Origin of the sequence: Arsenophonus endosymbiont of Aphis craccivora, assembly GCF_013460135.1 — a bacterium.
In the GTDB taxonomy this organism is placed as follows: Bacteria; Pseudomonadota; Gammaproteobacteria; order Enterobacterales; family Enterobacteriaceae; genus Arsenophonus; species Arsenophonus nilaparvatae.
Genome location: NZ_CP038155.1, coordinates 506,074 through 532,544 on the forward strand (window position 1 = coordinate 506,074; position 26,471 = coordinate 532,544).

The window sequence follows — 26,471 nt, forward strand, 5'->3', positions numbered from 1 at the left end:
TGGTAGGATGTCAATGGTTAACAATACTTATCAATAATGACGACACACTTGCCGCCTTTTACACCGCCGTTGTTATCGATTTTCTCAACGCTCATCACGCGAACCTGGCTATCATCGTTCCAAATGTCCGCCCCGGTTAAAGAATCGAGTACGCCTTTGGAATAATTGTCCACATCACGCTTTATTTTGTTGGGTAGATAGAGTTGCATCAATACGGAGACTTCCCCTTCAAATTTTTGACAATCAGATTTCTGGCGCATCTCGTTGACAATTTTTGCGGTTGTTGCTTTGAATTCTTTTGCTTTATCACTGAGGTAAGTTCGTTTTGAGTTATGTCGCCAATAAGTATTAACGCTGGGCGGGAATGGGAGTTCGATTATCACTATTCACACCTTTTTTTTAATAATTCTTTTCTTTGTACATACGTCATCCTGCACCCAAGTCTTCTCCACGGTCGCCAGATGAACAATACGCTCCCCTTGCTATTACCCGCCTTTCCTTCTTTCCCAGTTTCGGCAGAGATAAATGACAATCGCCCCTCAGTGATAAATCGCGCTTCATGAGAAGTTTTCATCGCTTCCTGAAACCATGCCGTAGACGTATCGGAAGGGAGTAACATTACTATCGTTTGATTCTGCTTTCTGTATTGTTCAGAGGCTTTATTAACCCAAGGCATAATATTGCTGTATGGTGGATTACAGAAAATGGCTCCGTCGCTATTCCAGTCGCATGTTTATCTCGCGTCAATTACTTTGGCCGGTTGGCGACAATTAAAATGGCCGCTTTTACTACGGCATTATGATGCCGCGCCGATTTTTACCCTTGCCATCTTCTTTCTATAGCTTTCCCCTCTTAGTTCAAATAGATAACCATGATGTATAAGACGATCTACTGCAGCGACCGCCATTGTTTCATCCACGAAGATTTCTCCCCATGCACTGAACCCATGATTGCTTGTGATGATCAGACTTCCATTCTCGTATCGATGCGCGATCAGCTCGAACAACACCCCCGTCTCGGCGTTATCACGTTTTACGTACCACAGGTCGTCGATCACTAAGACTCGATACCGATCCAATTTCATCAAGGTCTCATTTAGCTTCAGCATTGAGCGAGCGAGTTGTAGCTGCTGTAGAAGTTCCGCGGCACTGTAAAACCTCACTCGGTGCCCCAGCAGCACCTGCGCTTCTGCAACTGCTGCCGCCAGATGACTTTTTCCCAGACCGCTGGCGCCAAATAGCAATATGTTTTCTCCTGACGCTACCCAATCATTACTCTCACAGAGTTGCCGGAACTGACCGCTGTTCAACTCTGGCACCTGCCGGAAGTCATATTCCTCAAGTGATTTTCCAGTCGGCAGACGTGCTTCTTTTAGATAACGTTTGCGACGTTCCGGTGTTCTGTGCCCTGTTTCTTCCGCGCACAGCACTAGCAAGTATCTCGATGGACTCCAACACTGCGACAGCGCTGCCTTTTCTAGCTGATGCCATTCCACGGCCATTTTTGATAACCGCAGCTCCCGCAGCAACTTCTCCAATGTGCTGATATCTGTCATCGCGTGGTTTCCTCGACGATTTTTTCATAATCAGAGAGTTTATGCTGAGTGACAGGCTGTGAGACCGTTGACTGGATGGGCACCCCGAGCTGACGTTGCACCTCATTCAACGTAAGTTCGTTGGTTGATTTCAACAATTGCGCCAGCTTTTTACGGGTACCGTCTATATCATCATGCTCTGCCGCCATCTTCAGTGCCTGTACGATTATCCGGCAAGCCAGGCCCGGTGCCGCACGGGTGCACAAGACACGCCATAACTCACTCCAGCGTGTATCGGGTAGAATATCTTCACGCAATGATGCGTGGTATAACGCATTCGGCTTTCTGCCCAGGCTATCCAGCATGTGTCGAAAATCGATGCTTCTCGTCCGCCGTTTGCCTTTCTCCGGTCTGACCCGTGCGCATTGATGGACTTCAGTGCTTCCGTTGTAAAAACTCAGCCTGTCGTCCCACAGATGAACCTTCAGCATCAAACCAATCAACCGTGACGGCACGCTGTACACCACCAGTTTCACCGTTGCCGTGCTGCTGGCCGATACACGGACCAGGAGTTCTTCATAATCTGCACAGCGTTTCATCGGCAATGCCTTGAGGTATTGCCTTTCTTGCAATACCGCCTGAGCATGGCGTTGGTTATGGCGAAGCACTTGCGTGGTGATAAAACTTCGATACTCGTCGACACTGGTAAAATCAGCATTTCCGCGCAGGAGTAACGCTTGACTGATCCGGCGCTTGAGATGACCGTGCGCCGACTCGACAGCGCCATTTTCATGGCCCTTGCCCAGATTATTGTGCGATGCCAATACGCTATAGTGTTCGAAGAAGGCGGCATACCGCGCCGTCTGCTGCGCTCGAGCACTTTCTGTCAGCGACCGCCAGGCCGCTGACAGGCTGTCGGTACGGATCTCTGCCGGAACACCACCCAGCTGATGCAGGGCATTCTGCACCCCTTCAACCAGTGCGCTATAGCTTTCCCCACCGAGAACGACGCTCATCCAGCTCCAGTGACTCCAGGGCAGCCGGAAGTGGAACAGTCGATGCTGAAGCGGCTGGCCGTTGATAGTCACCTCAACACCTTTAAGTTCAGTGAAATCGACGAACGCCCGCGCCCCTGGTTGGTGATCTTGAATAAACATGACTTCTTTTTCACCACCGTACTGACTTTTCCAGGTCCTGATGCGGCGTTGCAGCGTGCGCAAGATCGAATCGGGGTACTGCCCTGGATATATCTCTTGGAGATGCTACAGAACGGTGATTGGTGTCAGTGCCGGTTGCTGTTTCAGCATAGGTTCAAGAACACTTTGCTAGATAGTTTCTAGTGGATCTTTGCGAGTTCGCCAGTGATGACGGCCAACGGGCTAGTGTTGACCTTTATCGATCCTTCGTGCCTAGCGCACAGAGATACTGCTTTTGGCGGCAGCAACCTCCTGAGTCGCGCCTTTTTTGCGATTTTTCATATAGAGATGGACCTGTTTGTTGGTGAGAGCCACAACATCTCCACAATGTGATTGGTTGTGATCTCAGATTACAAACCGGCCAAAATAATTGTCGCGTACCGGCCAGATTAATTGTCGTCAGATACTCATGTTAGTGCGTCGTGCTGTTCAATTAAAAATTCTTTGCATAGCGCGTTGCTTTTATCGGCGGCAGCATCTAGTTTAAAAGCAAATTCGGCATCCAGCGCTTTAAATACTTCAATAGGCGTCTGCCACCTGTCTTTGAAAGACTTTGGTGTATGACTGATTAGCATATTTAAACCACTGTGGGATTTTTGTATAATGGAGAATTACAAACTTGGTTAATCATGCAGCGTGGCGTAGGTTTATTTTTACGGCTTTCTTCAAGTTTCACCGAAACATCCCACAGTTTTTTATCAGTATTCAATGTTTTCTCAACATGATAGCCCTTCTCCATGTATTGCTTAACCAGCCTATTGGCTTGTTTTGTACTAATGGCTTCATGTCGAAACCAGCTTTTTTTGAGCATATTATTTTACTACTCTTGAAAATTTAACAAATCCCACTCTTACGCCACTATGAGCGCTTTTATCGATGAGGTGGTAAGGTTTGGGGTATTGTAGAGAGTGAAAACGCCTCTACGGGCGTTTAGCACTGTTAAAATTGATTTTTGGTTGATGTCTGAGTTTATGCAGCCATGTGGGAACGGTAACTGCTCCACGTGAATGTCAACGTGCAACCGCCACCGTCGTTCATACGGTCGATAACGCGCTCCCCGATAAATCCGGCCAGTTCGTTCAATGCCAGATTGCTGATGAGTATAGTCGGTTTCATCGCTTCGTAGCGCGTGTTAATGACCTCGAACAAAATCATTTTTTCCGCCTCGCTACCAAACTGAACTCCTACCTCGTCGATGATGAGCAAGTCAGGTTGCGTATACCGCTTGATAACCTCAGCTTCTGAACATTCTGCGTTTTTGCTCCATGTTGATTTAAACTCGCGGGCAATTCGCAAAACTGTCGTGAATAGCGCTGAACTTTGATGTTCGTTGATAACGTGTTTCGCAATCGACAGTGCCAGATGATTTTTTCCTGTACCTGGCTTACCACACATCACCAAACCGCCGCCTCGCTTAAGGCGTTCAGGCCAATGGGTGGCATAGGCATTGCAGAATTTTAAGCAACGTGCCGCATCAGGATTCACTGGATCGTAGTTATCCAGGGTCACATTGGCAAAGCGTTCCGGCAAGTTCAGGTTATCCATGAGCATTTTAATCTTGCTACGCTTGCGGTGTTTTTCCTGCTCTGCTTCGGCTTGCTCCAACTGGGTTAATTTTTCGCTCAGGCAAGCAGGGCATTCGCTTCTTGTTTCAATTCCTTTGCCGTGCAGTGCCATCCTGCGGCAACGTTGTTTGAATAATCCGTGCCTGTCACAGATGGCCTCCTTCTCCTCGAAAACCGTGTGCTCTAGTGGCTTGGGTGGTGCATTCAGGTCTGCCAGTTTTTGACGCACGGTTGTAATTTCTGCGCTGTAGTTCATAGCCCCTCCCTCGATAGACACTCCCTCGCCCAATCAGGTAGCTGCGGTTCCCCATAGTCCTTGTCAGCAAAGCTATCTGCGACAGAGTGGGCCTTGGCCTGCTGGGGTCGTGCAGGTTGCTGTGGTTGGAATAGTCCTTGCCAACCGTTGGCGATACTGGCGTTAATAATTTCTTCAGGCTGATGACCATTGTCTCGGCACTTGCCTAGCAACTTGATAGCCTGAGTTACCGTCTGCTGGTATTTAATCGGCTTGTTGATTTCTTTGCGGTACTGCACCCACGAATCCCAGGTTGGTTTTGGTAGCCAAGTGGGAAGTTCTACCGAGCTTGGGTCAAACGATTTTGATTTCGCCAAAGGAGGGGTTTGGGGTGGTTTATGTTTTAATATATTTTCTTTACTTTCTTTCCTTTCTTTGGTGTGGTTGATTTGACCACAAAGATGTGGTTGATTTGGCCCCACTTTTTGTGGTTGATTTAGCTACACTGTGGTTGTTTTGATACAGTGTTGATTAGACCACAATTTGAGGTTTTTCTGTGGTTGATTTGGCCACGGCGTGGTTGTTTTGATGCTGGGTTGATTCAGCCACATTTGAGGTGAAATTCTACGATTGAACATCTTGATTCACGCCTATTTTTGACCCTTGCATTAATAGCAAGCCTAGTTTAATCATTTCAGATTTAGCTTTATTGACGTTAACACGTTCAATCCCTGTCATTCGGCTAATTTGCATGTCTGTTATGCGGTCAAAATCTTTACCCCAGCCAATAGTCATTCTGTGAATTGCGTCAAATATTTTATATTGACGAAATGTAATAGGGGCACGTAGTAATGCTTCTTTTAGCTCATTATCCCATTTAGTAAATCCAATATCGTTTCCAGTCATGAGAAGCGCTTGCTCTTCATCTTTTGATTTAAAATAGGCATAGGTAACGTTAGTCATGACGTGGCTCCTGTAAATTATTTTCTTTAATTAAATCGACTTTTGATAAACTATCTTTCAACTCCCATTGGTCGATTTCCTTAAAAATGCAACTAATATCTTCTCGTAAGTAATCAATAATTTCAGGAAGCCAAGGCATTGGCTCATGTTCACAGGAGTGTTTGTTTATGTGCTCGTAAATATATCCCGCTACTGCCATCGCTCTAATAAGTCTGGTGTGGCTTTCGTAACTAATTTCTGGTCTTATTTTTTCCTTCTGAGCACTGGAGATATCAACAATTCTCATGTTAATTTCCCTCCATGCCAGTACGCACAGGTTGACGGCCAGCCCAGATTAGGCGGCTATCTTTGAACATTGAGTTGAAGGTGCGGCGATCTTGACGTGTAAACGACACTTTGCCGTAAGGCGTAGTGGCGTATTCTGGGATAATCCAGTAGGTATCAATAAATTCAGGGTGAGTTTGGGTTGGGATAGTAACCATAGAGGTTGCCTCTCTACTAAGTTCTTTCAAACCTCACCAACCCGATGTCAAACGGGGTGGCGAGACGTAACAGGGTTGACATACCGGTAGTAGAGAACCCGGCGAGCTTTACGGCTCCCCCGCTACGCCTCACCATTATAGGGGCGCAACGCTGGTTATAACGGACGTAAAAAAACCGCGTACCGCGGCTCATATCCGCTCTACAATTTGGGATGTCAAACCCGGCACCCGTTTCTTAAGGTGCTGGGGACAATATAGCTCATTTTTATCCTTGCCGTCAAACGAGTTCGCTCGTCGTTGCTTCCTGCTCAGCAATGAGTATGTCGTTGAATTTTTTAAGCGCTTTATCGTTGTAACGAAAGGATTCAACCTGTTTAGTACTATAGCGTGACTTGTCCAGGTAGTACTCACCGTATGAATCAGTTTTCATGTTGTTGTCGTTGGCAATCCGACCAATCTTGTTAGCTGAAACATTGAACATCTTGCCGATTTGCGTTGCGGTATAGCTCTGCTTTTCAAGTACAGGCAGGGGGATAACTTCACTACCCGCGATAGGGTTAATCAGTCCAGCAATCACGGTTTGACGGGCAGCGTCAGAAAGACCTGTGGCCCACTGGAAGGTCTTTTCGGCTATCTCCATCTGGATTTGCATGGCTCGTGCCTTACGGTACTCCGGTTAGCCGCTACCTTCGTCACGGTGGGCCGTTTTCATGCTATAGCAACCCTGTTGACGTAATGTCGGTAACACCTCTTCGCATACCCAATCGTGAACCCGTTCAGCAGAGGGGAGTTTGCTTTTCAGTATCAGCCGGTAGAGATCGGATTCTGGCGCAAGTGCTACGCCCTTGGGATAAACGCCTAAATTCAATTCTAACGATTCGTTATAATCAAGCCTTATCAGATGTTTACAGTGATCAGCTAGTGCTTTAGAAGGATTTGTGTAGCCCAGCGCCTTCGCCAGCTCGACCGCAAAGAACACTGGCTTGCCTTGGTAAAGCGTCCCTTGTAACTCCATATCTGCATTAGCAGACTTAAAGAGCATGAGTTGTGTTTTGGTGATTCTGGTCATTTTGGTCATTTTGGTCATAATAATTTCTTCACTATTAAATGAATTTTGTAAAAGTCTATTACCGAGCTACTTGTAAAATTTTGCTTGTTGACCCTAAAAGAGTTTAAACTAAAGAAAAAATAGGAGATTCCTAAATGGGTCAAGTTGCATTTGATACTCAAGAATTCGTCGAGACACTCGAAAACGCAGGGTTGCCGAAGGATCAGGCTAAGGCAATATCCCTTGTTGTGCGTAAATCACATGAAGTAGCAGACCTTGCTACCAAACGTGACCTTGAAGATTTACGTAAGGATATAGAACATCGTTTTGAGAAAGTTGAAGCTCAAATACTGGATGTTCGTAAAGATATGGAAAATCGTTTTGATAAACTTGGTTTACAATTGACAGTCCGATTAGGTGGTATGTTAATTCTCGCAGTAGGTGCACTTACAGCAATTCTAAAACTTGTTCACTAAATTCGCCTTCAAAAGGGGATCTCGTCGTCATAAAATTGTTCTGACGTTACATTTCTAGTTTGACTGAGTAACGGTTGCGGTTGCTGAGGCTGATTTTCTTGTCTGCTAGAAAAATCAATCTCGTTAACCAGAACAACAGCGGTTGTTTTTTCTGTACCATCTTTACCCGTCCAACTTTCGAGCAAAAATTGCCCGATAACAGTAACCTTGGTTCCTCGTGTCAGATAAATGGGTAACTTTTCAGCTTTGGCACCAAACATTCGACACTGCACCCAAAAGGTTTTCTCATGCTCGCCGTATCCTTGCTTGACAGGTAAAGAGAATGTGGCAATCAACTTGCCGCTTGTAGTGCTGCGTGTCGTACAGTCACCGCCAAGATTGCCGGAAAATATCACCGTGTTTATGCTCATTTTTTCTGTTCCAGTTCTGATTTACGCAGGTCGTAAACTTGTTTTGCTTTCTTCTGATGTTCGCCAGACAAATTCTTAAAGGCATATCTGAACGACATTTTCAACTCTTCATAAGAATTAGCGTGCATTGCTCCATCAGTGAAATTTTTCAAAATTTCGTATGAGCTTACTTTAATGGGTATACTCTGTTTTTGTTGTGAATATTCGTTCGTATCCGCATCTTTAGCGTCATCAATAGCAAACAGTCCGTTTAACGCATATTTTCTGGCGTATGAAATGGTTGCGCCCGTTAACTGCGACTCATCAAATCCTTTTTTCTGTTCCGGCTCACGAGCAGAAGACGTTGCCGAAAACGTAAATTGCCCATCTGTTAATGTTGCCTTTGATTTCACATAATGGCGATTGCCAATATAGGTAATTTCATCATCTATTTTGATATCTAATTGACACTTTAAGAGTAGCGGTTTAACAGCTTCAAGAATGCCTTCACAGGTTCTGTATTTATATTTTGCAAAGCTGTTCCACTCGCTTTTTGGCGCGTTCAAATCCCGCTGTATTTCTCTGATTTTTGCATGAAATGCTTTCTCCAAATCAATCACATTATTGGATGATGACATCGATTGTATCCTCTATTAAATTGAGAAAATCCTTTCGTCTCACGCGAAGTTTATCTATCTCGTCTTGACAGTCTTTTCTCGCTAGACGATAAATAATGAGCTGTTTGTCTTCTGTAAAATCAGTGCAGTAGCTAACAAAATCTACCCAATCACGCGCTGTACAATCAAGGTGGCCTATCAATTGCCACTTGTAAGCAGGGTCAAACGTTTTGCGTTTCAATGTTTCAAAATGCACCGCAGAGGTAACGGACTTGATTTCGATAACGCCATCGTTTTCTACAAGGCCGTCTGGACTATCGCCATAATCACGAGGTCGAAAAATCCGCCATTGGTGACATCAACACTCCTCTCAATCTCATAGAGCATTCTAGCCATTGGCTCTTGTTCATGACCGCGCTGCATATGCTCATTAGTGAAGCTAAATTCGGACTTTTTGCCTTTGATAATCTCAAGAGCAATTTGTAGTGCATATCGTTTTGCCGGTTCACCAAAAGCTTTTCCCATGTTCGCCATGAAACAGCCAAATTGAGACGCAGTCACTTTTCCTGTTCTCAGTTCATTCCACGCTTCCGTATTTTGTTTTACGTCATGCCACAGCATCATGCTGGCACCTCGTAGTAAGCATCACGGCATCGCATCAAATATAAAATTTGTTCGACTTTCTGGGTAACATCGTACAAGACTTCATCGAATCCGTCGGTAGTTTCCTGTGCCAGTAACCATGCGGCGTATTCATCGCCTTTATTTGCATCGGCGAGTTTTTGAGCAAGATAAGCGTTGCTTAAACTTTCGTATAAATATTCCCCGCCAGGCTGACAAAATTCCTTTTCCTCAACCGTTAATTTTTTCAGTGCGCGAAGAATTTCATTTTCAGTTTGAATGTCCATACTGCTTCCTTCTTCGGCGATAGTGTTTATTAATCCTAGCTTACATTGCTTATTCAGCTACTTTGTAGCTTATGTCATCATTTCTCATGACATATTCGTATTGTGCAGCTAAATTCACTAACTCGAATGGTAATAACTTAAGATTAGAGTATTTTTCTAATGCCAATTTCCATGCTTGATATCGACAGCCCATAGTTTTTTGAGTAAGTAATTTTGCAAAATCACCGTCACGCAAAGATTCGTACAAATCTTCCGCATCTTCGATACAAATTTCTTTTTCTCTCCAAAGTTGTTTTCCATCAAATAAAGTTGCCATAGGAGCTAGACCGCAACACATTTTTCCTTGATGAGTGCGTTGGTTATTGTAGTCGTCTAACCATTTGTCTAAATCAGCTTGTAATTCGGCTGAATTACCGTAGATTTTCTTACGAAAAGCCACCTGATAGAACTCTTGTAATACGGTTTTATGAAAGCGTTCACAAATTCCATTGGTTTGAGGTGAACGGGCTTTGGTTTTTGTATGATCAATATCGTTGATAGCCAGATAAAGTTGATAATCGTGATGCTCAACTTTACCGCAATACTCACTGCCTCTGTCCGTCAATATACGTAATATCGGTAATCCATGCTGGGTGTAGAAAGGCAGAACCTTGTCATTTAATAAATCTGCCGCCGTTATCGTGCTTTTCGTTGTGTAAAGTTTACAGTGAACCACTTTACTGTAAGTATCAATATAAGTTTGTTGATAAACACGACCAATGCCTTTTAAATGACCAACATAAAAAGTATCTTGTGAACCCAGATAACCTGGATGCGCTGTTTCAATCTCACCACAGGCTTCATCATCTTTCGCTTTCTTTTCGAGGGCGCTGATTTGTGATTCTGACAGGATAATTCCTTCTGTTGCGATTTTATCTTCAAGCGCTTTTAGGCGTTTTGTGAAATTTTCGAGATTATGGCGTAGCCAGATAGAGCGAACGCCACTGCCCGAAACAAAAATGGCTTTTTTTCTGAGTTCATTACTGCTGCGGTGTTGACCGTGTGCATGGTATTCAATCGCATACTCAACCACAGCCCGTTCAATCTGTTCATCTACTCTGTTTTTTACGTTAGGTACCCGTCGATTTTGATTAATTAAGGCGTCTATCCCACCCTCGTCAACAAGTTCCTGATAGCGATAAAAAGTATCTCGGGATACTCCCATAATCTTACAGGCTTTTGACACGTTATGAAGCTCTTCAGCAAGGTTAAGTAAGCCGACTTTATGTTTGATGATAGGATTATTTGTTTGATACCTAAAATTACCTTTTATTTAATTATCTAATGATGTTAATTAAAACCGGTAACTTTCTTTTTTAAATCAGAATTGTCAGATTAAGTTAAGACTAATACACATTAATAAGCTATCGTTTTATATTGAAATTTATCTATAAGCTAGAGGCAAGCTAGCTTCTTGCCTCATAGTTTATCTAGTTCACTATCTGAAAGACTTGTATAGCGTTTAATATTTTCTCGCGCTACACCATCAGATATAAGCTGTTTTGCCAGTTGGCGAATAGCTTCTTTAACCCCATCCTGTCGGCCTAGCTGGTAGCCTTCATGTTTGCCTTTCTCGCGACCTTTAGCTTCAAGCTGTTCTGCAATAGTCATAAAATCCTCCCGGTAAGTCGGTGCCTTTTCTGCAAGGGTACGTATGAATCCCTCGCCGTCAATCGTATTTCCTGCCTGAGCTATATAATATAATAAACTCTTGCATTGTTCTTTGGAATACTGCCATTTTTCTATTAGATTAGCTAATTCTACAGCCAGTTCCAACATATCGCGCGTTCGTATGTGTTTTTGTACCAGTTGCAGGAGTGCTACCCGGCGGTGCGTCAGGATCTCCTCATCCGGTATCGTGGTGATATCAACCAGCGGAAAGGCTTGCTGATACACTGTAGCTGCCAATTCTGGATCAGCAAAACAGTCCAGGAAGTGCGTGCTATAAGGGTAAGGGGACGTAACACCTTGATAGAACAAGATTGGGATCACTACCGGCAATGTGTTGTTACCTTGCTCAATATGCCGCTGCATCGCCGCTACCGCATACCGCATACCGCATACCGCATACCGCATACCGCATCAGGCGAAACGCCATTAGCTTTTCAGGGCGGCTCTGGTGCTCGACAAGACAATAAACGTAACCATCGTGGCCCGTCGTAGTCTTTATCGAGTAAAGCATATCTGAACACTGAGTGCGCAAGTCGTCTTCGATAAAGCTACCTGACTCCATCGTCAGAGTGCTGAAATCGCAGCGCTCCCGCAGATGAGGAGGCAAATGTACTTCCAAAAAATCCCTTGCTACAGCAATATCGCCAAGGAACTATTTTGAATAGCGAGTCATGTTGGGATAGTGAAGATTTTGTCATTCGGGCAGTATATCGTGACCATCAAAATTTAACCATTGAAATAATGTATATAATCACCAAGTAAGTTTACGATAAAAAATCATGATTTTATAAATTATTGCAATAGCAACTTCTATTCTTACTGATTTCTCATAGTGCCATATTAGTGACGTCACTGGAGTGCCACAATAGTGTCATTAGAGTGTCACAACTTGCCACTTTTGCCATTTGTGAATGCAGATTAGGCCTTTATTTACAATAACTTAGAAATGTACCTACTATCTTTTAAGCCGTAGGTCACAGGTTCGAATCCTGTAGGGCGTAACAGTTATTTCAATGGGTTACATCAAATTTAACTTTTCAGTTTTTTTAAGTGGGACAAATTTGGGACACGATTTTTGCATTTATTGAAAACATCGTCGATTTGTTTTGCATGTTCAGTGAGATGATTAGGCGCTAGGTGAGCGTACCTACGTACCATCTCGATAGATTCCCAACCCCCATCTCTTGTAATACTGAAAGCGGAACACCTGACTGAATTAACCAGCTGGCCCAAGTATTTCTAAGATCATGAAAGCGAAAGTTTTCTATACCGGTTCGGTTTAGTGCGGTTCTCCAGGCAGTGTTAGAATCAACCCTCATCCAAAAGTAGTCGCTGTGCTCACTTGATTTTTAATCAACTGTAAAAATACTTTTCAGCTGGCTATTTGTGCAGAATGGAAAAAAGACAATAAAAAATTTAATTAAATCTATTGGTAGAGGTCGAAAGAATGTAACGCCTAGTTTTAAAGTGATATTAATGTATTGGATATTGTTAGGTTTTATTGTTGTTGGCAGTAATTTTACACTTTCATATGAAAGTTAATTGAATTGATATTATAGAACGCTGAGAGAGCAGTTTTACTATTGCTGATACTCAGCGAAATTGATAGTTGGTTATTTTAATTTTTGCCAAGTTAGCATGTAAGTTTAATAATATGTGTGATTAATAATATGTGTGATTAATAATATGTGTGATTAATAAAGGCTTTGTTGAATAAATCGAACTTTTAGGTGATTGGCGGAGCTGATCGCTAAATTCGTTTCAACATCAGGTCCCCATGGCAAAGCAAAAGTTTAAAATTACCAACTGGCCCGCGTACAACAAGGCACTCAGACAACGCGGTTCCCTGACGGTCTGGCTTGATGAGTCGGCCATCGCTGGATGGACTGACAGTTCTTCGCCTGAAGGTCGTGGCCGGCCGCTTTACTACAGCGATATGGCTGTTACCACTGTCCTGATGATGAAGCGTGTGTTTAACCTGTCGCTACGGGCATTACAGGGCTTCGTTGATTCGATTTTTAAACTCATGTCTTTGCCGCTGTGCTGTCCGGACTACTCGCTGGTCAGCAGACGAGCAAAGAGCGTCAACATCAGCATAAAAACGCCAACGCGTGGTGAAATCTCGCATCTGGTCATCGACAGTACCGGTCTGAAGGTCTTTGGCGAAGGTGAATGGAAAGTCAGGCAGCATGGGGCTGACAGACGAAGAGTGTGGCGCAAGCTTCATCTGGCAGCAGACAGTGTGACTCATGAGATTATCTGTGCCGACTTATCGCTCAGCGGAACGACAGATGCGCAGGCACTGCCGGGCCTGATTAACCAAACCCACCGGAAAATCAGGGAAGTGTCAGCAGACGGTGCTTATGACGCCTGTTACTGCCACGACGCGTTGCTAAGAAAGAAAATCAGGCCCCTTATCCCGCCGCGAAGCGGAGCGAAATACTGGCCGGACAAGTACCATGAACGTAACCATGCGGTGGCGAATCAGCGTCTGAGCAGGAGTAATGATATGTGGAAAAAGAAAGTGGGTTATCACCGGCGTTCAGTGGCAGAAACAGCGATGTTCCGCATAAAAACTTTGCTGGGTGGCCATCTGAGCCGGCGTGACTATGAGGCTCAGGTAGGTGAAGTAATGGCGATGGTCAAAGCGCTGAACCGTATGACGTTGTTGGGTATGCCACACAGCGTCAGGATCGGATAACAGGTGTAGCAGAGGGAGCCATCCTGTCGGCTAATTCTGATTTATTCAACAAAGCCGTTATCATTATAATAAATTAAAAATAAATTACTGTTATGAATATTTATTTTATCCATAAAATTTATTAGCAGTGTTAGTTAATATTTAGAAGATGCAGGCTTTGAAAAAACCTGTAAATATAAGAAAACATAGAAACCATTTTTAGGGGAAATCTAGTCAGAATTGATGATTATTATTATATAATAAAAATGCTTTTTTAATAACCAATCTACTAAATGACAACCTGGTATTAAGCACATTGAATACAGCCAATTTATCTCTATTGATTATAAAAAAACCCGACTCAATGAATATTCAATTGTTAGGGGCTTAATTTATAAAATATAATTACGTTATATCAAACCGTTAATGATTGGTAACCATTAACGACTCTAACTCCTATATTTTTCAACCAATGCACGAGCAATAGCTTCTGTTTCATCATCTGCATTACCACTTATATCAGCTGGTCGAAAGTGAAGCTGAAATGCACTAATGGTTCTGCGTGTTTCCTCATCAAGTTCACCTGATTGTGGAATTTTATCATAACCATATTTCTGCAAATATTTTTGAACAACTGACACACTAGCCGGCGCATAAGCTGCTCGCCCTACCAGATATTTCTTAACCGTCATCTCATCCGGCCAAGCTCCAATACCAAGCTCAGCTAAACGTTTCCACGGGAAAAGTTTACCTGGATCATACTTTCTCAATGGAGCAATATCACTATGGGCTAAGACATTATCGGGAGTTATATTATATCGTTTTATGATATCTTTAGCTAAAACAATAATAGCGGAAATTTGCTGTTCATTAAAAGGATACCAAACCTTATCGCCAAGCATATCTTCAGTAAACCCTTTATTGACTATTTCGACGCCAATAGAGCTATCATTAAGATTAAGCCTCCCGTTCCAATTACTTAATCCTGCATGCCATGCTCTTTTATCCTCCGGAACAAAGTTATATATAACGGGTTTATCATTTTTTATTTTCGGAATTGACGGAATAAGATAATGGGCACTTACTTTAGCTTGAGTTAAAATTTGCAATGAGCGAGCATCATTTACTGCAGTATAATGAAATATTAAAAATTGAACTCGATCATCTTGGCTTATCGATGAAAAAGATTTATCGATATAATAATTACCTCTATCAACGATAGGGGTTTTAGAAGAACAACCCTCTATCATTAGCACCAATAACATCATAAACAACTTTCGCATATCATCTCCATATAAGTGTTTGATTAATAATAAATTCACAATTGATTGTAATTGTTAATTTTTTTAATGGATTGTGTATTTATTAACTCAATATTTTTGTGGTTAATCGATATTTTGACCGTAATTTTATAAAATTATTAATTAATAGTAGAACAACAGCTTTCATCAATTATATAGTTATAGTAAGTATTTAGGCCAAATTGGAAATCACCAGCAAATTTGGTAAACCCAATGTCAAGATTAGTTGCTGATTCAGCCTTAAGATGCTCATTACCAGTTTCAATCGTTCTTGTTGCGGCATTGATCCCATTGGCATAAAGTTCTTCAGCAATATGTAAACGTTTAGAATGGGATAATGAAGCTGTCAAGGCATACTCAGGTGCTAATGTCCATGTTACACCTGCCGATCCGGAAGTGCCACCATGTTGGCGAGAACTACTACCTTTTGTTACATCAATTTTTTGCCACTCATGACGAACTCCTAATGCATAACGCAACGGGCCGGCTTCAAATTCCTCAATTAAAAAAAGTGCCTGATTTCGCGTTAAAGTAGCAGGAACATAAGCTTCTAAGCCTTCAGCTGAAAAATTGCGCTGAGTAAACTGTCCACCCATTACCCCACGCCAACCCCAAATAGGTGCATGGGTTAATTCTAACCGCCCCTCTGTTGCTTGATTATCAAATGTCGTTTCAACTGTTCGACATTCAATCTCATCATGAGTATAATCCGTATGTGCTGCACGTAGTCGGATACGTTCAAAACCGCTAAATGGATCCTCATATTCGCCACGAATTTCCCAACGTTGCTGTTTCATATTCACAAAAGGGACACCATGACTATGATGATGCTGATTATCGTGTGCATGAGAATGTCCATGATGATGCGTATGATCATCTTTCTCACAATGCCAATTGCCTGAAGAGCTATGTTCATGGCAATGAGCATGGCTATGTCCCGGTAAACCATATTCATTATGTTGAACAACGTAGACCAAGCCAATATATGCTTTGTCCCCAATCCAACTGGCACCGATATTAAAATTATTAGTTCGATTATAGGAACCCTGCAAACGATAAGAATCTAGTTCACCGGCTCGCTTTGGCATACGATAATCTTGAGTATGACGTTTTAATCCTTCCAATCGTAACGCAAAATTCTCTTTACCTAATGTTAACCCGACAGCTCCAGTATTTTCATTAGCGACACTATTCGCCCGTAGATTGATTTGCCCTGCATAACCTTTATCTGGTACTGAAGTCGGGATCCGAGCATCTAGCACATTGATAACACCACCAATTGCACCACCACCATAAAGTAATGTTGCCGGCCCTTTTAAAACTTCAATTCAATTAGCTAATAGAGGTTCGCTGGTGATCGCATGAGCAGGTCCAGCAATCGAAGCATCGAGTACATCAATACCATCATTCAGTACTTTAACGCGTGCGCCCGACATGCCATGAATAATCGGTTTTATTGCACCAGCACCAAAATGGCTACCACTAATACCGGGTATTTCCTCTAATGTTTCGGCAAGAGAAGCTTTACTTTGCTGCGTTAATTCCTCCCCTGACAAAACCTTAGTTGGCGTTGTCATCAATAAAGAAGAACAATTTAATGGATTTGTTTTTACAACAATAACATCCTTGTTCATTTTTTCCGTACTTAGTTTTCCATCTGCCATAACATCAGATGAAATAGCCATCCCAATTGCTGTTGCCAAACTGGACAATAAAATTTTCTTCATTTTGTTTACATTTCCTATAAACGAGTGCCATTTAATCCCATCATAATGTTATGTTATAACATAGCATTTGTTTTGGTGAAAAAATACTCCTCTTATAACAAATGAAATTATTAATAACTATTTTAGGAAGATTTCAACTAAGCTAATGGTGATATTAATTTGTTATTCAATATTTATAGAATTTTATATAATCAATTATTAGACATACCATATATCATATTAAAAGTACTAACATCACTACCAATTCCAAGTTTTAACCACGCCGATTAGTCGCCCACTTTGATCCAGCTCAATCCAGAAGTATGATGAATGATTAAAATCTACATACCTCCATTAACGATTTACCCACTGAGGAAAAAATTTTGTCTATCGTACGCCGCACGTTAATTATCTTGCTTAGTTGTACTTCGCTATACATCTATGCGGCTTCCAATAAAGAATTAAATATTGCCTGGCCAGTTAATGTAGGACCACTTAATCCACACCTCTACACCCCAAACCAGATGTTTGCCCAAAGTATGATTTATGAGCCCTTGGTTAAATACCAAGCTAATGGGCAAGTAAAACCTTGGCTTGCAAAAAGTTGGCAGCATTCCTCAGATGGCAGAGTGTGGATTTTTACCTTACGCGATGACGTCAAGTTTTCTAACGGTGAACCTTTTAACGCGCAGGCAGCCGAAAAAAACTTTCGGGCTATTCTCAATAACCGCCACCGTCATGCTTGGCTAGAATTAACTAACCAGATAACCAATGTTAAAGCGTTAAATAACAATGAGTTACAAATTACGCTGAAAAGCGCTTATTACCCTTTCCTACAGGAGCTATCTTTACCACGCCCTTTTCGTTTTATCGCACCTTCGCAGTTTAAAAAACATGAAACTATGGATGGTATCATAGCGCCAATTGGTACTGGACCATGGAAGTTACAGACATCAAAACTTAATCAATATGATATTCTGCTACGTAATGATCGATACTGGGGCAAAAAACCGGCGCTAGAAAAAATAACTATCAAAGTGATCCCCGATCCAACTAGCCGCGCCGTCGCATTTGAAGCTGGCGATATCGAATTACTATATGGTAATGAAGGGCTATTAACACCCGAAACGTTTGCACGATTTAGCCATAATCCAAAGTACCATACCCAGCTTTCTGCGCCGATTGAAACGGTGATGCTAGCTCTAAACTCCTCTCGAACACCAACTAAAGAGTTAGCTGTACGGGAAGCACTTAATCATGCTATTGATAAAAAAAAGCTGATCGCCAATACATTTTATTCTACCCACAAAGTAGCCAATACCCTGTTTGCCACATCAGTACCTTATGGCGAATATCAAGCTCACGGCCAGAGAGTATGATCCGCAGAAAGCTAAAGCAATATTGGATAGTGCTGGCTGGATATTACCGGTAGGTAAAACAATCCGCGAAAAGGAAGGCAAACCGCTAACAATTGAACTTGCTTTTATTGCAACCGACGCCCTCAATAAAACAATGGCTGAAGTTATTCAGGCTAACTTATGGCAAATTGGGGTAGATACAAGACTAATAGGCGAAGAAGAAAGCAGCTTTTATGCCCGTCAGCGCGATGGCCGTTTTAGCATGATTTTTAATCGCACCTGGGGTGCACCTTACGATCCATACGCTTTTATGAGCTTGATGCGGGTTCCTTCACATGCTGATTATCAAGCTCAATTAGGTTTGCCCGACAACAAGATAATTGATAGTGAAATCACCCAGATCCTGACAACAACAGATGAACAACAGCGTAAAATGCTATATGCCGATGTATTGACTCGATTACATCATTCAGCTGTTTATCTGCCAATTAGTTATATATCACTGATGTCCATTTCTCGTCCACAATTGGGTTATATTCCGTTTTCACCTATATCGACAGAAATTGCATTTGAGCAAATCAAGCCAGATAAATCATAATGTTACGTTATATTTTACGGCGTATTTTACTACTAATACCGTTGCTATTAGCAGCTTCAGTTATTATTTTTGTCCTACTGCGTTATGGCACCGGTGACCCAGCCATGGACTATTTGCGGCTGTCAAATCTGCCGCCTACGCCAGAAATGTTGGCATCAACACGAATAATGCTTGGTCTTGATCAACCGCTCACTGTGCAGTATGGAACATGGTTATGGCAAGCTCTGCATCTAGACTTTGGCACTTCATATGCAACGCAACGTCCTGTACTAAATGATCTTTTACAATTTATGCCAGCAACACTGCAACTCGCTGGATTAGCATTACTGATTATTTTATTTACCTCGATACCCTTGGGGATATGGGCGGCACGTCATCGTAATCGTTTACCCGATTTTGTCGTACGTATTATCGCATTTTTAGGCGTTTCAATGCCAAATTTCTGGCTAGCCTTTCTATTAATCATGTTATTTTCAGTATGGCTAAAATGGCTACCTGCTTTTGGTTATGGTAGCTGGCAACATATTATCTTGCCGGCATTTTCTATTGCTTTTATGTCACTAGCCATTAACGCCAGATTGCTACATGCCAGTATGTTAGAAGTTGCAGGACAACGACATGTTAGCTGGGCAAGGTTACGGGGACTAAACAAGCAACAAACTGAAAGACGACATATTTTACGTAATGCATCATTACCGATAGTAACCGCACTTGGAATGCACATTGGTGAGCTCATCGGTGTACCCTGATTATTGAAAGCATATTTGCCTGGCCCGGTATAGGTCGCTATGCCGTATCGGCAATTTTTAATCGAGATTATCCGGTGATCCAATGTTTCACCTTAATGATGGTTGTAGTTTATGTGTTATGCAATCTGCTGGTTGATCTCCTTAACGCCATTCTTGACCCAAGGATCCAACGTCATGAAAGAGAAAATGTATGAATTTTTATCTTTCAACTCGTTGGTCTGTCCGCTTAGCGATCATCATTATTGTACTACTGGTTATAACAGCCCTTACCAGCCACTTGTGGCGACCTTACGATCCACAAGCGATCGAGTTAACACAGCGACTACTACCACCAAATCAGCAACACTGGCTTGGCACCGACCATTTAGGCCGCGATATTTTCTCTCGTTTATTAGCAGCTACGCGTGTTTCGCTAGGCTCCGTCATACTCTGTCTTATTTTGATACTGTCATTAGGATTAATCATTGGTGGCAGCACTGGGTTATTGGGTGGCAAAATAGATCAAATCCTGATGCGTACCACTGAGCTTTTTATGACGTTCCCTACTTCAATTTTATCATTTTTTATGGTCGGCGTTTTAGGAACAGGGATAGCAAACGTAATCATTGCTATCGCTTTATCACATTGGGCTTGGTATGCACGTATGGTGCGAAACATTGTTATTTCTCTGTGTCAACGTGAATTTATTCTAATAGCAAGGATATATGGCGCCAGCAACAGCCGTTGATTCATTGATCACCTAGCCGGTGCAATTATTCCATCGTTATTGGTTTTGGCAAGCTTAGATCTTGGTCATATGATGTTACATGTGGCAGGCATGTCTTTTCTTGGACTGGGTGTTAGTGCGCCAACGGCTGAATGGGGAGTTATGATCAATGATGCTCGCCAATATATCTGGACTCAACCTCTACAAATGTTGTGGCCAGGTTTAGCCCTATTTCTAACGGTGATGGCTTTTAATCTACTTGGCGATGCCCTACGCGATCACCTAGATCCTTATCTGCTAGCGGAGCGTAACGGCTAATGTCACAGAAAATTAAGCTACAAAATATAACACTAAAAGCACAACGACTGCTGGTTCAAGATGTATCACTCACCATTAATACAGGCAAAGTGTTAGCATTAGTCGGTAGCAGCGGTTTTGGCAAGTCATTAACATGCGCCGCCATGCTCGGAATATTACCTGCAGGCGTAAATCAGACCGCCGGAAGCTTACTACTAGATGGAGATATTATCTCCGCTCAACAATTACGTGGTAGCCACATCGCAACTATCATGCAAAATCCACGCAGGGCTTTTAATCCGCTTAATACAATGGCTAACCATATTCAAGAAACCTGCCTGGCTCTTGGCAAACCTGTCGATATCGAGAGGATTAACATAACATTACAGTCAGTTGGATTAGAAAATGTTAGCCATATACTTTCACTTTATCCTTTTGAAATGAGTGGAGGAATGTTACAGCGCCTGATGATAGCAATAGCGATACTCAGTGATGCACCATTTATCATTGCTGATGAACCAACGACTGATCTTGATACGGTTGCCCAAGCACATATTCTTGATCTACTAGAAAACACTATCCAAACTCGAGCGGTTGGTATGTTATTAGTCACCCATGATATGGGAGTAGTAGCGCGTTTGGCTGATGACGTCGCTGTCATGCACGATGCTAAAATTGTCGAATATAGCAACGTTAAGACCATCTTTAACACACCTAAACACCAAATTACGCATCATTTAGTAGCCGCGCATCTGGCATTATATGATCTGAGGTTCTCTGTATGACATTGCTTGATATTGATAGAGGCACTTTTGGCTATCCAGATCAACCCCTGCTTTTAAACCAAATAACGCTAACACTAAAGACTGGAGAAACCGTTGCTTTATTGGGTCGCAGTGGTTGTGGAAAAAGTACGCTAGCACGTTTATTGGTGGGTCTTATCTCGCCTAGTTGTGGCGAGATCCGCTGGTGCGGAACTTCTCTAACCAAGCTGAAAGGAAAAGCAATTAGCCAATTTCGTAAAGATATTCAGATCGTATTTCAAGATCCGATAACTGCCGTTAACCCACGTAAAACCATAGACGAAATTATTCTTGAACCCATTCTTCACCTTTTATCGCTAACTAAAAAGGAACAGCATGCACGCATAATTAAAGTGCTAAATGCTGTTGAATTGGATAGTTTTCTACTCAATCAACGTCCACCTCAACTAAGCGGTGGTCAGTTACAACGTGTATGCCTAGCACGCGCTATGGTTGTGGAGCCTAAATTGCTGATCCTTGATGAGGCAGTTTCTAATCTCGATCTGATACTCCAAGCTGACATCATCCAATTACTTAAAAACCTTCAACAACAATTTCACACTGCCTGTTTATTCATTACACATGACTTACGGTTAGTTGAACGTCTCTGTCAACAGATTATGATAATGGAAAATGGTCAACTTGTTGAAACTTCGATAGTAAAATCACCATTGATCTTACATTCTAAGACCGGTTAGGCACTACAGAATGCTGTTTTGCCAGCATTTACTGTACGTTATGACAATTGCAGTGCAGAACTATTTTTCTAATTTAATCACATCCTGTCCAGATAAAGTTTGGCAAATCAGCGATGATTTGTTGAAGAACATTTTTTTATTTGCCAACTTTTATTATCTATTCCCCTTACTGATAAACAACAAGCTAATTTATTTAATAATAGACTTTGACAAAAATTAGCATATTTTTAAATAATAATATTTTACATTCAGTTAACCTTTAAGGGGGGAAGATGGCTTATTATAGATGGGTTCTTATCAAATTTATCATTGGATTTGTCATTGTTATTACTCATTTAAACCTTTCGGGAAAAACACAACTATCGCAAATGACGCCGATTGATTTTATAGGCAATTTTGTTCTAGGAGGCATAATTGGTGGGGTCATTTACACAGCTTCTATTCCACTATATCAATATATTATTGTTTTGCTTATCGGTGTTTCATTGGTTTCCTTATTGAATTTTATTAGCAAACATATCCACTGTATTCGTTCTGTCACCATTGGTTACCCAATTCCAATTATTAAACACGGCAAATTTTTAATGGAAAATATTCTGCAAAACAAAAATAAAATAGATATTTTACAAATATCCTCACAGCTGAGATCAAAAGGAATACATTCTTTTCGAGAAGTTGTTTATGCGCAAATTGAACCAGATGGACAGATGACCGCTGTTTGTGAGGCTTTGTTGAATAAATCGAACTTTTAGGTGATTGGCGGAGCTGATCGCTAAATTCGTTTCAACATCAGGTCCCCATGTCAAAGCAAAAGTTTAAAATTACCAACTGGCCCGCGTACAACAAGGCACTCAGACAACGCGGTTCCCTGACGGTCTGGCTTGATGAGTCGGCCATCGCTGGATGGACTGACAGTTCTTCGCCTGAAGGTCGTGGCCGGCCGCTTTACTACAGCGATATGGCTGTTACCACTGTCCTGATGATGAAGCGTGTGTTTAACCTGTCGCTACGGGCATTACAGGGCTTCGTTGATTCGATTTTTAAACTCATGTCTTTGCCGCTGTGCTGTCCGGACTACTCGCTGGTCAGCAGACGAGCAAAGAGCGTCAACATCAGCATAAAAACGCCAACGCGTGGTGAAATCTCGCATCTGGTCATCGACAGTACCGGTCTGAAGGTCTTTGGCGAAGGTGAATGGAAAGTCAGGCAGCATGGGGCTGACAGACGAAGAGTGTGGCGCAAGCTTCATCTGGCAGCAGACAGTGTGACTCATGAGATTATCTGTGCCGACTTATCGCTCAGCGGAACGACAGATGCGCAGGCACTGCCGGGCCTGATTAACCAAACCCACCGGAAAATCACGGAAGTGTCAGCAGACGGTGCTTATGACGCCTGTTACTACCACGATGCGTTGCTAAGAAAGAAAATCAGGCCCCTTATCCCGCCGCGAAGCGGAGCGAAATACTGGCCGGATAAGTACCATGAACGTAACCATGCGGTGGCGAATCAGCGTCTGAGCAGGAGTAATGATATGTGGAAAAAGAAAGTGGGTTATCACCGGCGTTCAGTGGCAGAAACAGCGATGTTCCGCATAAAAACTTTGCTGGGTGGCCATCTGAGGCTGCGTGACTATGAGGCTCAGGTAGGTGAAGCAATGGCGATGGTCAAAGCGCTGAACCGTATGACGTTGTTGGGTATGCCACACAGCGTCAGGATCGGATAACAGCTGTAGCAGAGGGAGCCATCCTGGCGGCTAATTCTGATTTATTCAACAAAGCCTATTTTCAATATAAAAATCGGTATATTCAATTCTCTGTTAAGTAAATAAGAAAAATTCTTATTTTCTTTTTAATATATTTATATTATTGATTTTAATAAAACAGCCGGTCTTATATAACTAAAACAGTTATTGCTATTATTTTTAGCGATAAAATCCTAATCTGAGAATCATAAATAATAATCTATATAGTTGGCAATTTTGTAATAAAAAATATATAAGTTATTACAAATAATGATATTTATTCATTTAAACAAGTAAAGTTATAGTGATATGAGTTTATTTATCATTCAGCCCAGTAGGGGGAATTTACCTAGTCGATAAAATTAAATTGGCGATTAAAAATCGCCATTCCCAGTGATTTTAGTGCATTAACAAGCCAATCACATTAAGTATTCATTTCTGCACCTAAAGCATCAATTAGGCATTTTATCAACGCACTTATTTCGTTTGTCATCAAGATATAATCAGCATCAAAACGTTGGGCAAAATCTGTTTTATCAATATCATCATTTTGTTCTTTTATTAGATCACTAAATTTTAGTCTTTTAACAGTTCCATCGTCCGAAAGAATGAATTGAATACGCTCTTCCCACTCTAATGCTAATTTTGTTACCCGTTTTTTAGCTTCAATATGGGCAATAATTTCATCGCTGCATAAATCTTGTTTTTTACAACGGATCACGCCCTCTTCTTCAACAGGTGCTTTTAATTCAGCTTCATCCAATAAACTAAAACCATTGGCTGGTTGGCCCGAGCTTAGCCACTTAGTTAATGTCAGTTCGATCGGATTTTGATAACTTAAAGGAACAACTGGCAGCGAACCTAATGTTTTACGTAAAAAAGCCAGGTTATCTTCAGCACGCTTAGTACTGGCTGCATCTACGATAATCAGGTTATTGATTATATCTAACCAGATATAAGTATGACTGATTTTACTAAAAGCTCTGGGCAAAAGCGCATGAATTACTTCGTCTTTCAATGGATCTTTTTCGCTTTTTTTCAGTTTTCGCGCCTGAGCTGTTTCTAGTTTTTTAATTTTTGCTTGTAACTCTTGTGTGATAACTTGTGCTGGCAGCAGTTTTTCTTCTTTCTGTGCACAAAGTAGAATTTGATTATTAACCGAGTGTATTAGCGCTTCACTGTGAGGTCCCATCGGTGATGTCCAACCTATTTTCATCATATCTTGGCTTCCGCATGGGCTATAAGCCAGTGTGGCAAGTTGTTTTTCAAGCTTATCGACGGATAATGTAAATTCCCGATTTAAGCGGTAGATCATTAAATTTTTAAACCACATCTCAAGGCTTCCTCGTTATTCCATTTCAAAAAATAGTGGATATAATAACGGATCATACACTTCTACCCTAGTTTTCAATTGCAATTTTTATTGCTTAAGTCAATTTTAATGGGTTTTAACCATCTGGATATGTCACTTTTATCTTAAATAATAATGTATTTATAGTGATAAATTGATTTTAAAATTAAACTTTTGCAATATAAGGTAATATTTTGTTATCCATTATGATTAAAATAAACTTGGCTTTGTTGAATAAATCAGAATTAGCCGCCAGGATGGCTCCCTCTGCTACAGCCATTATCCGATCCTGACGCTGTGTGGCATACCCAACAACGTCATACGGTTCAGCGCTTTGACCATCGCCATTGCTTCACCTACCTGAGCCTCATAGTCACGCAGCCTCAGATGGCCACCCAGCAAAGTTTTTATGCGGAACATCGCTGTTTCTGCCACTGAACGCCGGTGATAACCCACTTTCTTTTTCCACATATCATTACTCCTGCTCAGACGCTGATTCGCCACCGCATGGTTACGTTCATGGTACTTATCCGGCCAGTATTTCGCTCCGCTTCGCGGCGGGATAAGGGGCCTGATTTTCTTTCTTAGCAACGCGTCGTGGCAGTAACAGGCGTCATAAGCACCGTCTGCTAACACTTCCCTGATTTTCCGGTGGGTTTGGTTAATCAGGCCCGGCAGTGCCTGCGCATCTGTCGTTCCGCTGAGCGATAAGTCGGCACAGATAATCTCATGAGTCACACTGTCTGCTGCCAGATGAAGCTTGCGCCACACTCTTCGTCTGTCAGCCCCATGCTGCCTGACTTTCCATTCACCTTCGCCAAAGACCTTCAGACCGGTACTGTCGATGACCAGATGCGAGATTTCACCACGCGTTGGCGTTTTTATGCTGATGTTGACGCTCTTTGCTCGTCTGCTGACCAGCGAGTAGTCCGGACAGCACAGCGGCAAAGACATGAGTTTAAAAATCGAATCAACGAAGCCCTGTAATGCCCGGAGCGACAGGTTAAACACACGCTTCATCATCAGGACAGTGGTAACAGCCATATCGCTGTAGTAAAGCGGCCGGCCACGACCTTCAGGCGAAGAACTGTCAGTCCATCCAGCGATGGCCGACTCATCAAGCCAGACCGTCAGGGAACCGCGTTGTCTGAGTGCCTTGTTGTACGCGGGCCAGTTGGTAATTTTAAACTTTTGCTTTGCCATGGGGACCTGATGTTGAAACGAATTTAGCGATCAGCTCCGCCAATCACCTAAAAGTTCGATTTATTCAACAAAGCCAATAAACTTCTAACAATAAAAGGATAATTTTAATAATAAGAAAAAGAATAAAAACAATTTCTTGTTTTAATGATTAAATTTA

At 42.1% G+C, this 26,471-nt stretch carries 27 protein-coding genes, 1 tRNA gene and 9 pseudogenes; 10 read left to right on the plus strand and 27 right to left on the minus strand.

Annotated elements, in window-relative coordinates:
• Nucleotides 1-17: 17 nt before the first annotated feature.
• From E3U36_RS02745 to E3U36_RS12460, 13 genes and pseudogenes are all read right to left on the minus strand, one after another.
• On the minus strand, nucleotides 18-383 hold the full coding sequence (locus E3U36_RS02745) for a RusA family crossover junction endodeoxyribonuclease (protein WP_180817022.1): 366 nt from the start codon (nucleotides 381-383) through the stop codon (nucleotides 18-20).
• On the minus strand, nucleotides 383-676 hold the full coding sequence (locus E3U36_RS02750; protein ID WP_439647272.1) for a DNA N-6-adenine-methyltransferase: 294 nt from the start codon (nucleotides 674-676) through the stop codon (nucleotides 383-385). The genes E3U36_RS02745 and E3U36_RS02750 overlap by 1 nt, the downstream gene beginning before the upstream one ends.
• Before the next feature lie 120 nt (nucleotides 677-796).
• Complete coding sequence (gene istB / locus E3U36_RS02755) at nucleotides 797-1,555, minus strand: IS21-like element helper ATPase IstB (protein ID WP_180817023.1); 759 nt, start codon at nucleotides 1,553-1,555, stop codon at nucleotides 797-799.
• Nucleotides 1,552-3,045: pseudogene (istA, locus tag E3U36_RS02760) on the minus strand (IS21 family transposase). The gene istB and the pseudogene istA overlap by 4 nt, the downstream one beginning before the upstream one ends.
• A gap of 98 nt (nucleotides 3,046-3,143) precedes the next feature.
• A pseudogene (locus E3U36_RS02765) lies at nucleotides 3,144-3,305 on the minus strand (DNA N-6-adenine-methyltransferase); the annotation flags it as partial.
• 2 nt (nucleotides 3,306-3,307) lie between these two features.
• Nucleotides 3,308-3,541, minus strand: a complete 234-nt coding sequence (locus E3U36_RS02770) for a hypothetical protein (protein ID WP_180817024.1) — start codon at nucleotides 3,539-3,541, stop codon at nucleotides 3,308-3,310.
• A gap of 158 nt (nucleotides 3,542-3,699) precedes the next feature.
• Nucleotides 3,700-4,551, minus strand: a complete 852-nt coding sequence (locus E3U36_RS02775; protein WP_180817025.1) for an ATP-binding protein — start codon at nucleotides 4,549-4,551, stop codon at nucleotides 3,700-3,702.
• Nucleotides 4,548-5,012, minus strand: coding sequence for a phage replication initiator YdaU family protein (locus E3U36_RS02780; RefSeq protein WP_180817026.1), 465 nt, complete (start codon nucleotides 5,010-5,012; stop codon nucleotides 4,548-4,550). Before E3U36_RS02780 ends, E3U36_RS02775 begins: the two co-directional genes overlap by 4 nt.
• Nucleotides 5,013-5,154: 142 nt before the next feature.
• Nucleotides 5,155-5,493 carry a replication protein gene (locus tag E3U36_RS02785; RefSeq protein ID WP_180817027.1) on the minus strand — a complete coding sequence of 113 codons (339 nt, stop codon included), beginning with the start codon at nucleotides 5,491-5,493 and terminating at the stop codon, nucleotides 5,155-5,157.
• Nucleotides 5,486-5,779, minus strand: a complete 294-nt coding sequence (locus tag E3U36_RS02790) for a derepression protein (RefSeq protein ID WP_180817028.1) — start codon at nucleotides 5,777-5,779, stop codon at nucleotides 5,486-5,488. Before E3U36_RS02790 ends, E3U36_RS02785 begins: the two co-directional genes overlap by 8 nt.
• Nucleotide 5,780: 1 nt before the next feature.
• Nucleotides 5,781-6,005 carry a hypothetical protein gene (locus E3U36_RS02795; RefSeq protein WP_180817029.1) on the minus strand — a complete coding sequence of 75 codons (225 nt, stop codon included), beginning with the start codon at nucleotides 6,003-6,005 and terminating at the stop codon, nucleotides 5,781-5,783.
• A 247-nt stretch (nucleotides 6,006-6,252) separates the two neighbouring features.
• Nucleotides 6,253-6,615, minus strand: a complete 363-nt coding sequence (locus E3U36_RS12455) for a hypothetical protein (RefSeq protein ID WP_238337495.1) — start codon at nucleotides 6,613-6,615, stop codon at nucleotides 6,253-6,255.
• Nucleotides 6,616-6,651: 36 nt separating this feature from the next.
• Nucleotides 6,652-7,062, minus strand: coding sequence for a BRO-N domain-containing protein (locus E3U36_RS12460; RefSeq protein WP_238337496.1), 411 nt, complete (start codon nucleotides 7,060-7,062; stop codon nucleotides 6,652-6,654).
• 116 nt (nucleotides 7,063-7,178) lie between these two features.
• Here E3U36_RS12460 and E3U36_RS02805 point away from each other — a divergent pair, with 116 nt between their 5' ends.
• Nucleotides 7,179-7,499 carry a CCDC90 family protein gene (locus E3U36_RS02805; protein ID WP_180817030.1) on the plus strand — a complete coding sequence of 107 codons (321 nt, stop codon included), beginning with the start codon at nucleotides 7,179-7,181 and terminating at the stop codon, nucleotides 7,497-7,499.
• Nucleotides 7,500-7,507: 8 nt separating this feature from the next.
• Here E3U36_RS02805 and E3U36_RS02810 read toward each other — a convergent pair whose 3' ends face one another.
• The 7 genes and pseudogenes from E3U36_RS02810 to E3U36_RS02840 form a co-directional block, all read right to left on the minus strand.
• Entirely contained in the window at nucleotides 7,508-7,909 is a 402-nt protein-coding gene (locus E3U36_RS02810; RefSeq protein WP_180817031.1) for a single-stranded DNA-binding protein, read from the minus strand.
• Nucleotides 7,906-8,499 carry an ERF family protein gene (locus E3U36_RS02815; RefSeq protein ID WP_180817507.1) on the minus strand — a complete coding sequence of 198 codons (594 nt, stop codon included), beginning with the start codon at nucleotides 8,497-8,499 and terminating at the stop codon, nucleotides 7,906-7,908. Before E3U36_RS02815 ends, E3U36_RS02810 begins: the two co-directional genes overlap by 4 nt.
• Before the next feature lie 10 nt (nucleotides 8,500-8,509).
• Complete coding sequence (locus E3U36_RS02820) at nucleotides 8,510-8,746, minus strand: hypothetical protein (protein ID WP_180817032.1); 237 nt, start codon at nucleotides 8,744-8,746, stop codon at nucleotides 8,510-8,512.
• 56 nt (nucleotides 8,747-8,802) lie between these two features.
• Complete coding sequence (locus E3U36_RS02825; protein WP_180817033.1) at nucleotides 8,803-9,129, minus strand: YqaJ viral recombinase family protein; 327 nt, start codon at nucleotides 9,127-9,129, stop codon at nucleotides 8,803-8,805.
• Nucleotides 9,126-9,413 carry a hypothetical protein gene (locus E3U36_RS02830; protein ID WP_180817034.1) on the minus strand — a complete coding sequence of 96 codons (288 nt, stop codon included), beginning with the start codon at nucleotides 9,411-9,413 and terminating at the stop codon, nucleotides 9,126-9,128. The genes E3U36_RS02825 and E3U36_RS02830 overlap by 4 nt, the downstream gene beginning before the upstream one ends.
• Before the next feature lie 268 nt (nucleotides 9,414-9,681).
• Nucleotides 9,682-10,725: pseudogene (locus tag E3U36_RS02835) on the minus strand (IS481 family transposase); the annotation flags it as partial.
• A gap of 146 nt (nucleotides 10,726-10,871) precedes the next feature.
• Nucleotides 10,872-11,821, minus strand: a pseudogene (locus E3U36_RS02840) (Rpn family recombination-promoting nuclease/putative transposase).
• A 222-nt stretch (nucleotides 11,822-12,043) separates the two neighbouring features.
• Between E3U36_RS02840 and E3U36_RS02845 the strand changes: the two are divergent.
• A tRNA-Ser gene (locus E3U36_RS02845) sits at nucleotides 12,044-12,124 on the plus strand.
• A gap of 28 nt (nucleotides 12,125-12,152) precedes the next feature.
• On the opposite strand, the pseudogene E3U36_RS02850 reads toward E3U36_RS02845, so the two are convergent.
• Nucleotides 12,153-12,442 (minus strand): annotated as a pseudogene (locus E3U36_RS02850) (tyrosine-type recombinase/integrase); the annotation flags it as partial.
• A gap of 458 nt (nucleotides 12,443-12,900) precedes the next feature.
• Here E3U36_RS02850 and E3U36_RS02855 point away from each other — a divergent pair.
• The gene (locus E3U36_RS02855) at nucleotides 12,901-13,824 is read left to right on the plus strand and encodes an IS5 family transposase (protein ID WP_180817035.1); all 924 of its coding nucleotides are present in this window, start codon (nucleotides 12,901-12,903) and stop codon (nucleotides 13,822-13,824) included.
• Nucleotides 13,825-14,252: 428 nt separating this feature from the next.
• Here the strand turns inward: E3U36_RS02855 and E3U36_RS02860 are convergent, their stop codons facing one another.
• The 3 genes from E3U36_RS02860 to E3U36_RS02870 form a co-directional block, all read right to left on the minus strand.
• A complete protein-coding gene (locus tag E3U36_RS02860) occupies nucleotides 14,253-15,086 on the minus strand; it encodes an N-acetylmuramoyl-L-alanine amidase (RefSeq protein WP_180817508.1) in 834 nt (277 codons plus the stop codon).
• Between the two features lie 137 nt (nucleotides 15,087-15,223).
• On the minus strand, nucleotides 15,224-16,366 hold the full coding sequence (locus E3U36_RS02865; protein WP_180817036.1) for a TonB-dependent receptor domain-containing protein: 1,143 nt from the start codon (nucleotides 16,364-16,366) through the stop codon (nucleotides 15,224-15,226).
• A 66-nt stretch (nucleotides 16,367-16,432) separates the two neighbouring features.
• The gene (locus E3U36_RS02870; RefSeq protein ID WP_180817037.1) at nucleotides 16,433-16,831 is read right to left on the minus strand and encodes a TonB-dependent receptor plug domain-containing protein; all 399 of its coding nucleotides are present in this window, start codon (nucleotides 16,829-16,831) and stop codon (nucleotides 16,433-16,435) included.
• A 359-nt stretch (nucleotides 16,832-17,190) separates the two neighbouring features.
• Here E3U36_RS02870 and nikA point away from each other — a divergent pair.
• The 6 genes and pseudogenes from nikA to E3U36_RS02900 all read left to right on the plus strand — a co-directional run.
• A pseudogene (nikA, locus tag E3U36_RS02875) lies at nucleotides 17,191-18,766 on the plus strand (nickel ABC transporter substrate-binding protein).
• Nucleotides 18,766-19,709, plus strand: a pseudogene (nikB, locus tag E3U36_RS02880) (nickel ABC transporter permease subunit NikB). The pseudogenes nikA and nikB overlap by 1 nt, the downstream one beginning before the upstream one ends.
• A pseudogene (gene nikC, locus E3U36_RS02885) lies at nucleotides 19,706-20,539 on the plus strand (nickel ABC transporter permease subunit NikC). The pseudogenes nikB and nikC overlap by 4 nt, the downstream one beginning before the upstream one ends.
• Nucleotides 20,539-21,303 (plus strand): nickel import ATP-binding protein NikD, encoded by a 765-nt coding sequence (locus tag E3U36_RS02890; protein ID WP_180817038.1) that lies wholly within the window; start codon nucleotides 20,539-20,541, stop codon nucleotides 21,301-21,303. The pseudogene nikC and the gene E3U36_RS02890 overlap by 1 nt, the downstream one beginning before the upstream one ends.
• Nucleotides 21,300-22,019: an ATP-binding cassette domain-containing protein gene (locus tag E3U36_RS02895; protein ID WP_180817039.1), complete on the plus strand. Its 720-nt coding sequence runs from the start codon at nucleotides 21,300-21,302 to the stop codon at nucleotides 22,017-22,019. Before E3U36_RS02890 ends, E3U36_RS02895 begins: the two co-directional genes overlap by 4 nt.
• Nucleotides 22,020-22,291: 272 nt before the next feature.
• Nucleotides 22,292-22,744: pseudogene (locus E3U36_RS02900) on the plus strand (DUF421 domain-containing protein); the annotation flags it as partial.
• Here the strand turns inward: E3U36_RS02900 and E3U36_RS12465 are convergent.
• The gene (locus E3U36_RS12465) at nucleotides 22,667-22,825 is read right to left on the minus strand and encodes a hypothetical protein (RefSeq protein WP_238337568.1); all 159 of its coding nucleotides are present in this window, start codon (nucleotides 22,823-22,825) and stop codon (nucleotides 22,667-22,669) included. The pseudogene E3U36_RS02900 and the gene E3U36_RS12465 overlap by 78 nt on opposite strands.
• Between E3U36_RS12465 and E3U36_RS02905 the strand changes: the two genes are divergently transcribed.
• Nucleotides 22,819-23,742, plus strand: coding sequence for an IS5 family transposase (locus E3U36_RS02905; RefSeq protein ID WP_180817041.1), 924 nt, complete (start codon nucleotides 22,819-22,821; stop codon nucleotides 23,740-23,742). The genes E3U36_RS12465 and E3U36_RS02905 overlap by 7 nt on opposite strands.
• Nucleotides 23,743-24,184: 442 nt before the next feature.
• Here the strand turns inward: E3U36_RS02905 and rdgC are convergent, their stop codons facing one another.
• Together rdgC and E3U36_RS02915 are read right to left on the minus strand one after the other, a co-directional pair.
• Nucleotides 24,185-25,093 carry a recombination-associated protein RdgC gene (gene rdgC, locus E3U36_RS02910; protein WP_180817042.1) on the minus strand — a complete coding sequence of 303 codons (909 nt, stop codon included), beginning with the start codon at nucleotides 25,091-25,093 and terminating at the stop codon, nucleotides 24,185-24,187.
• Between the two features lie 297 nt (nucleotides 25,094-25,390).
• Nucleotides 25,391-26,314 (minus strand): IS5 family transposase, encoded by a 924-nt coding sequence (locus tag E3U36_RS02915; RefSeq protein WP_180816509.1) that lies wholly within the window; start codon nucleotides 26,312-26,314, stop codon nucleotides 25,391-25,393.
• Between the last annotated feature and the right edge of the window lie 157 nt (nucleotides 26,315-26,471).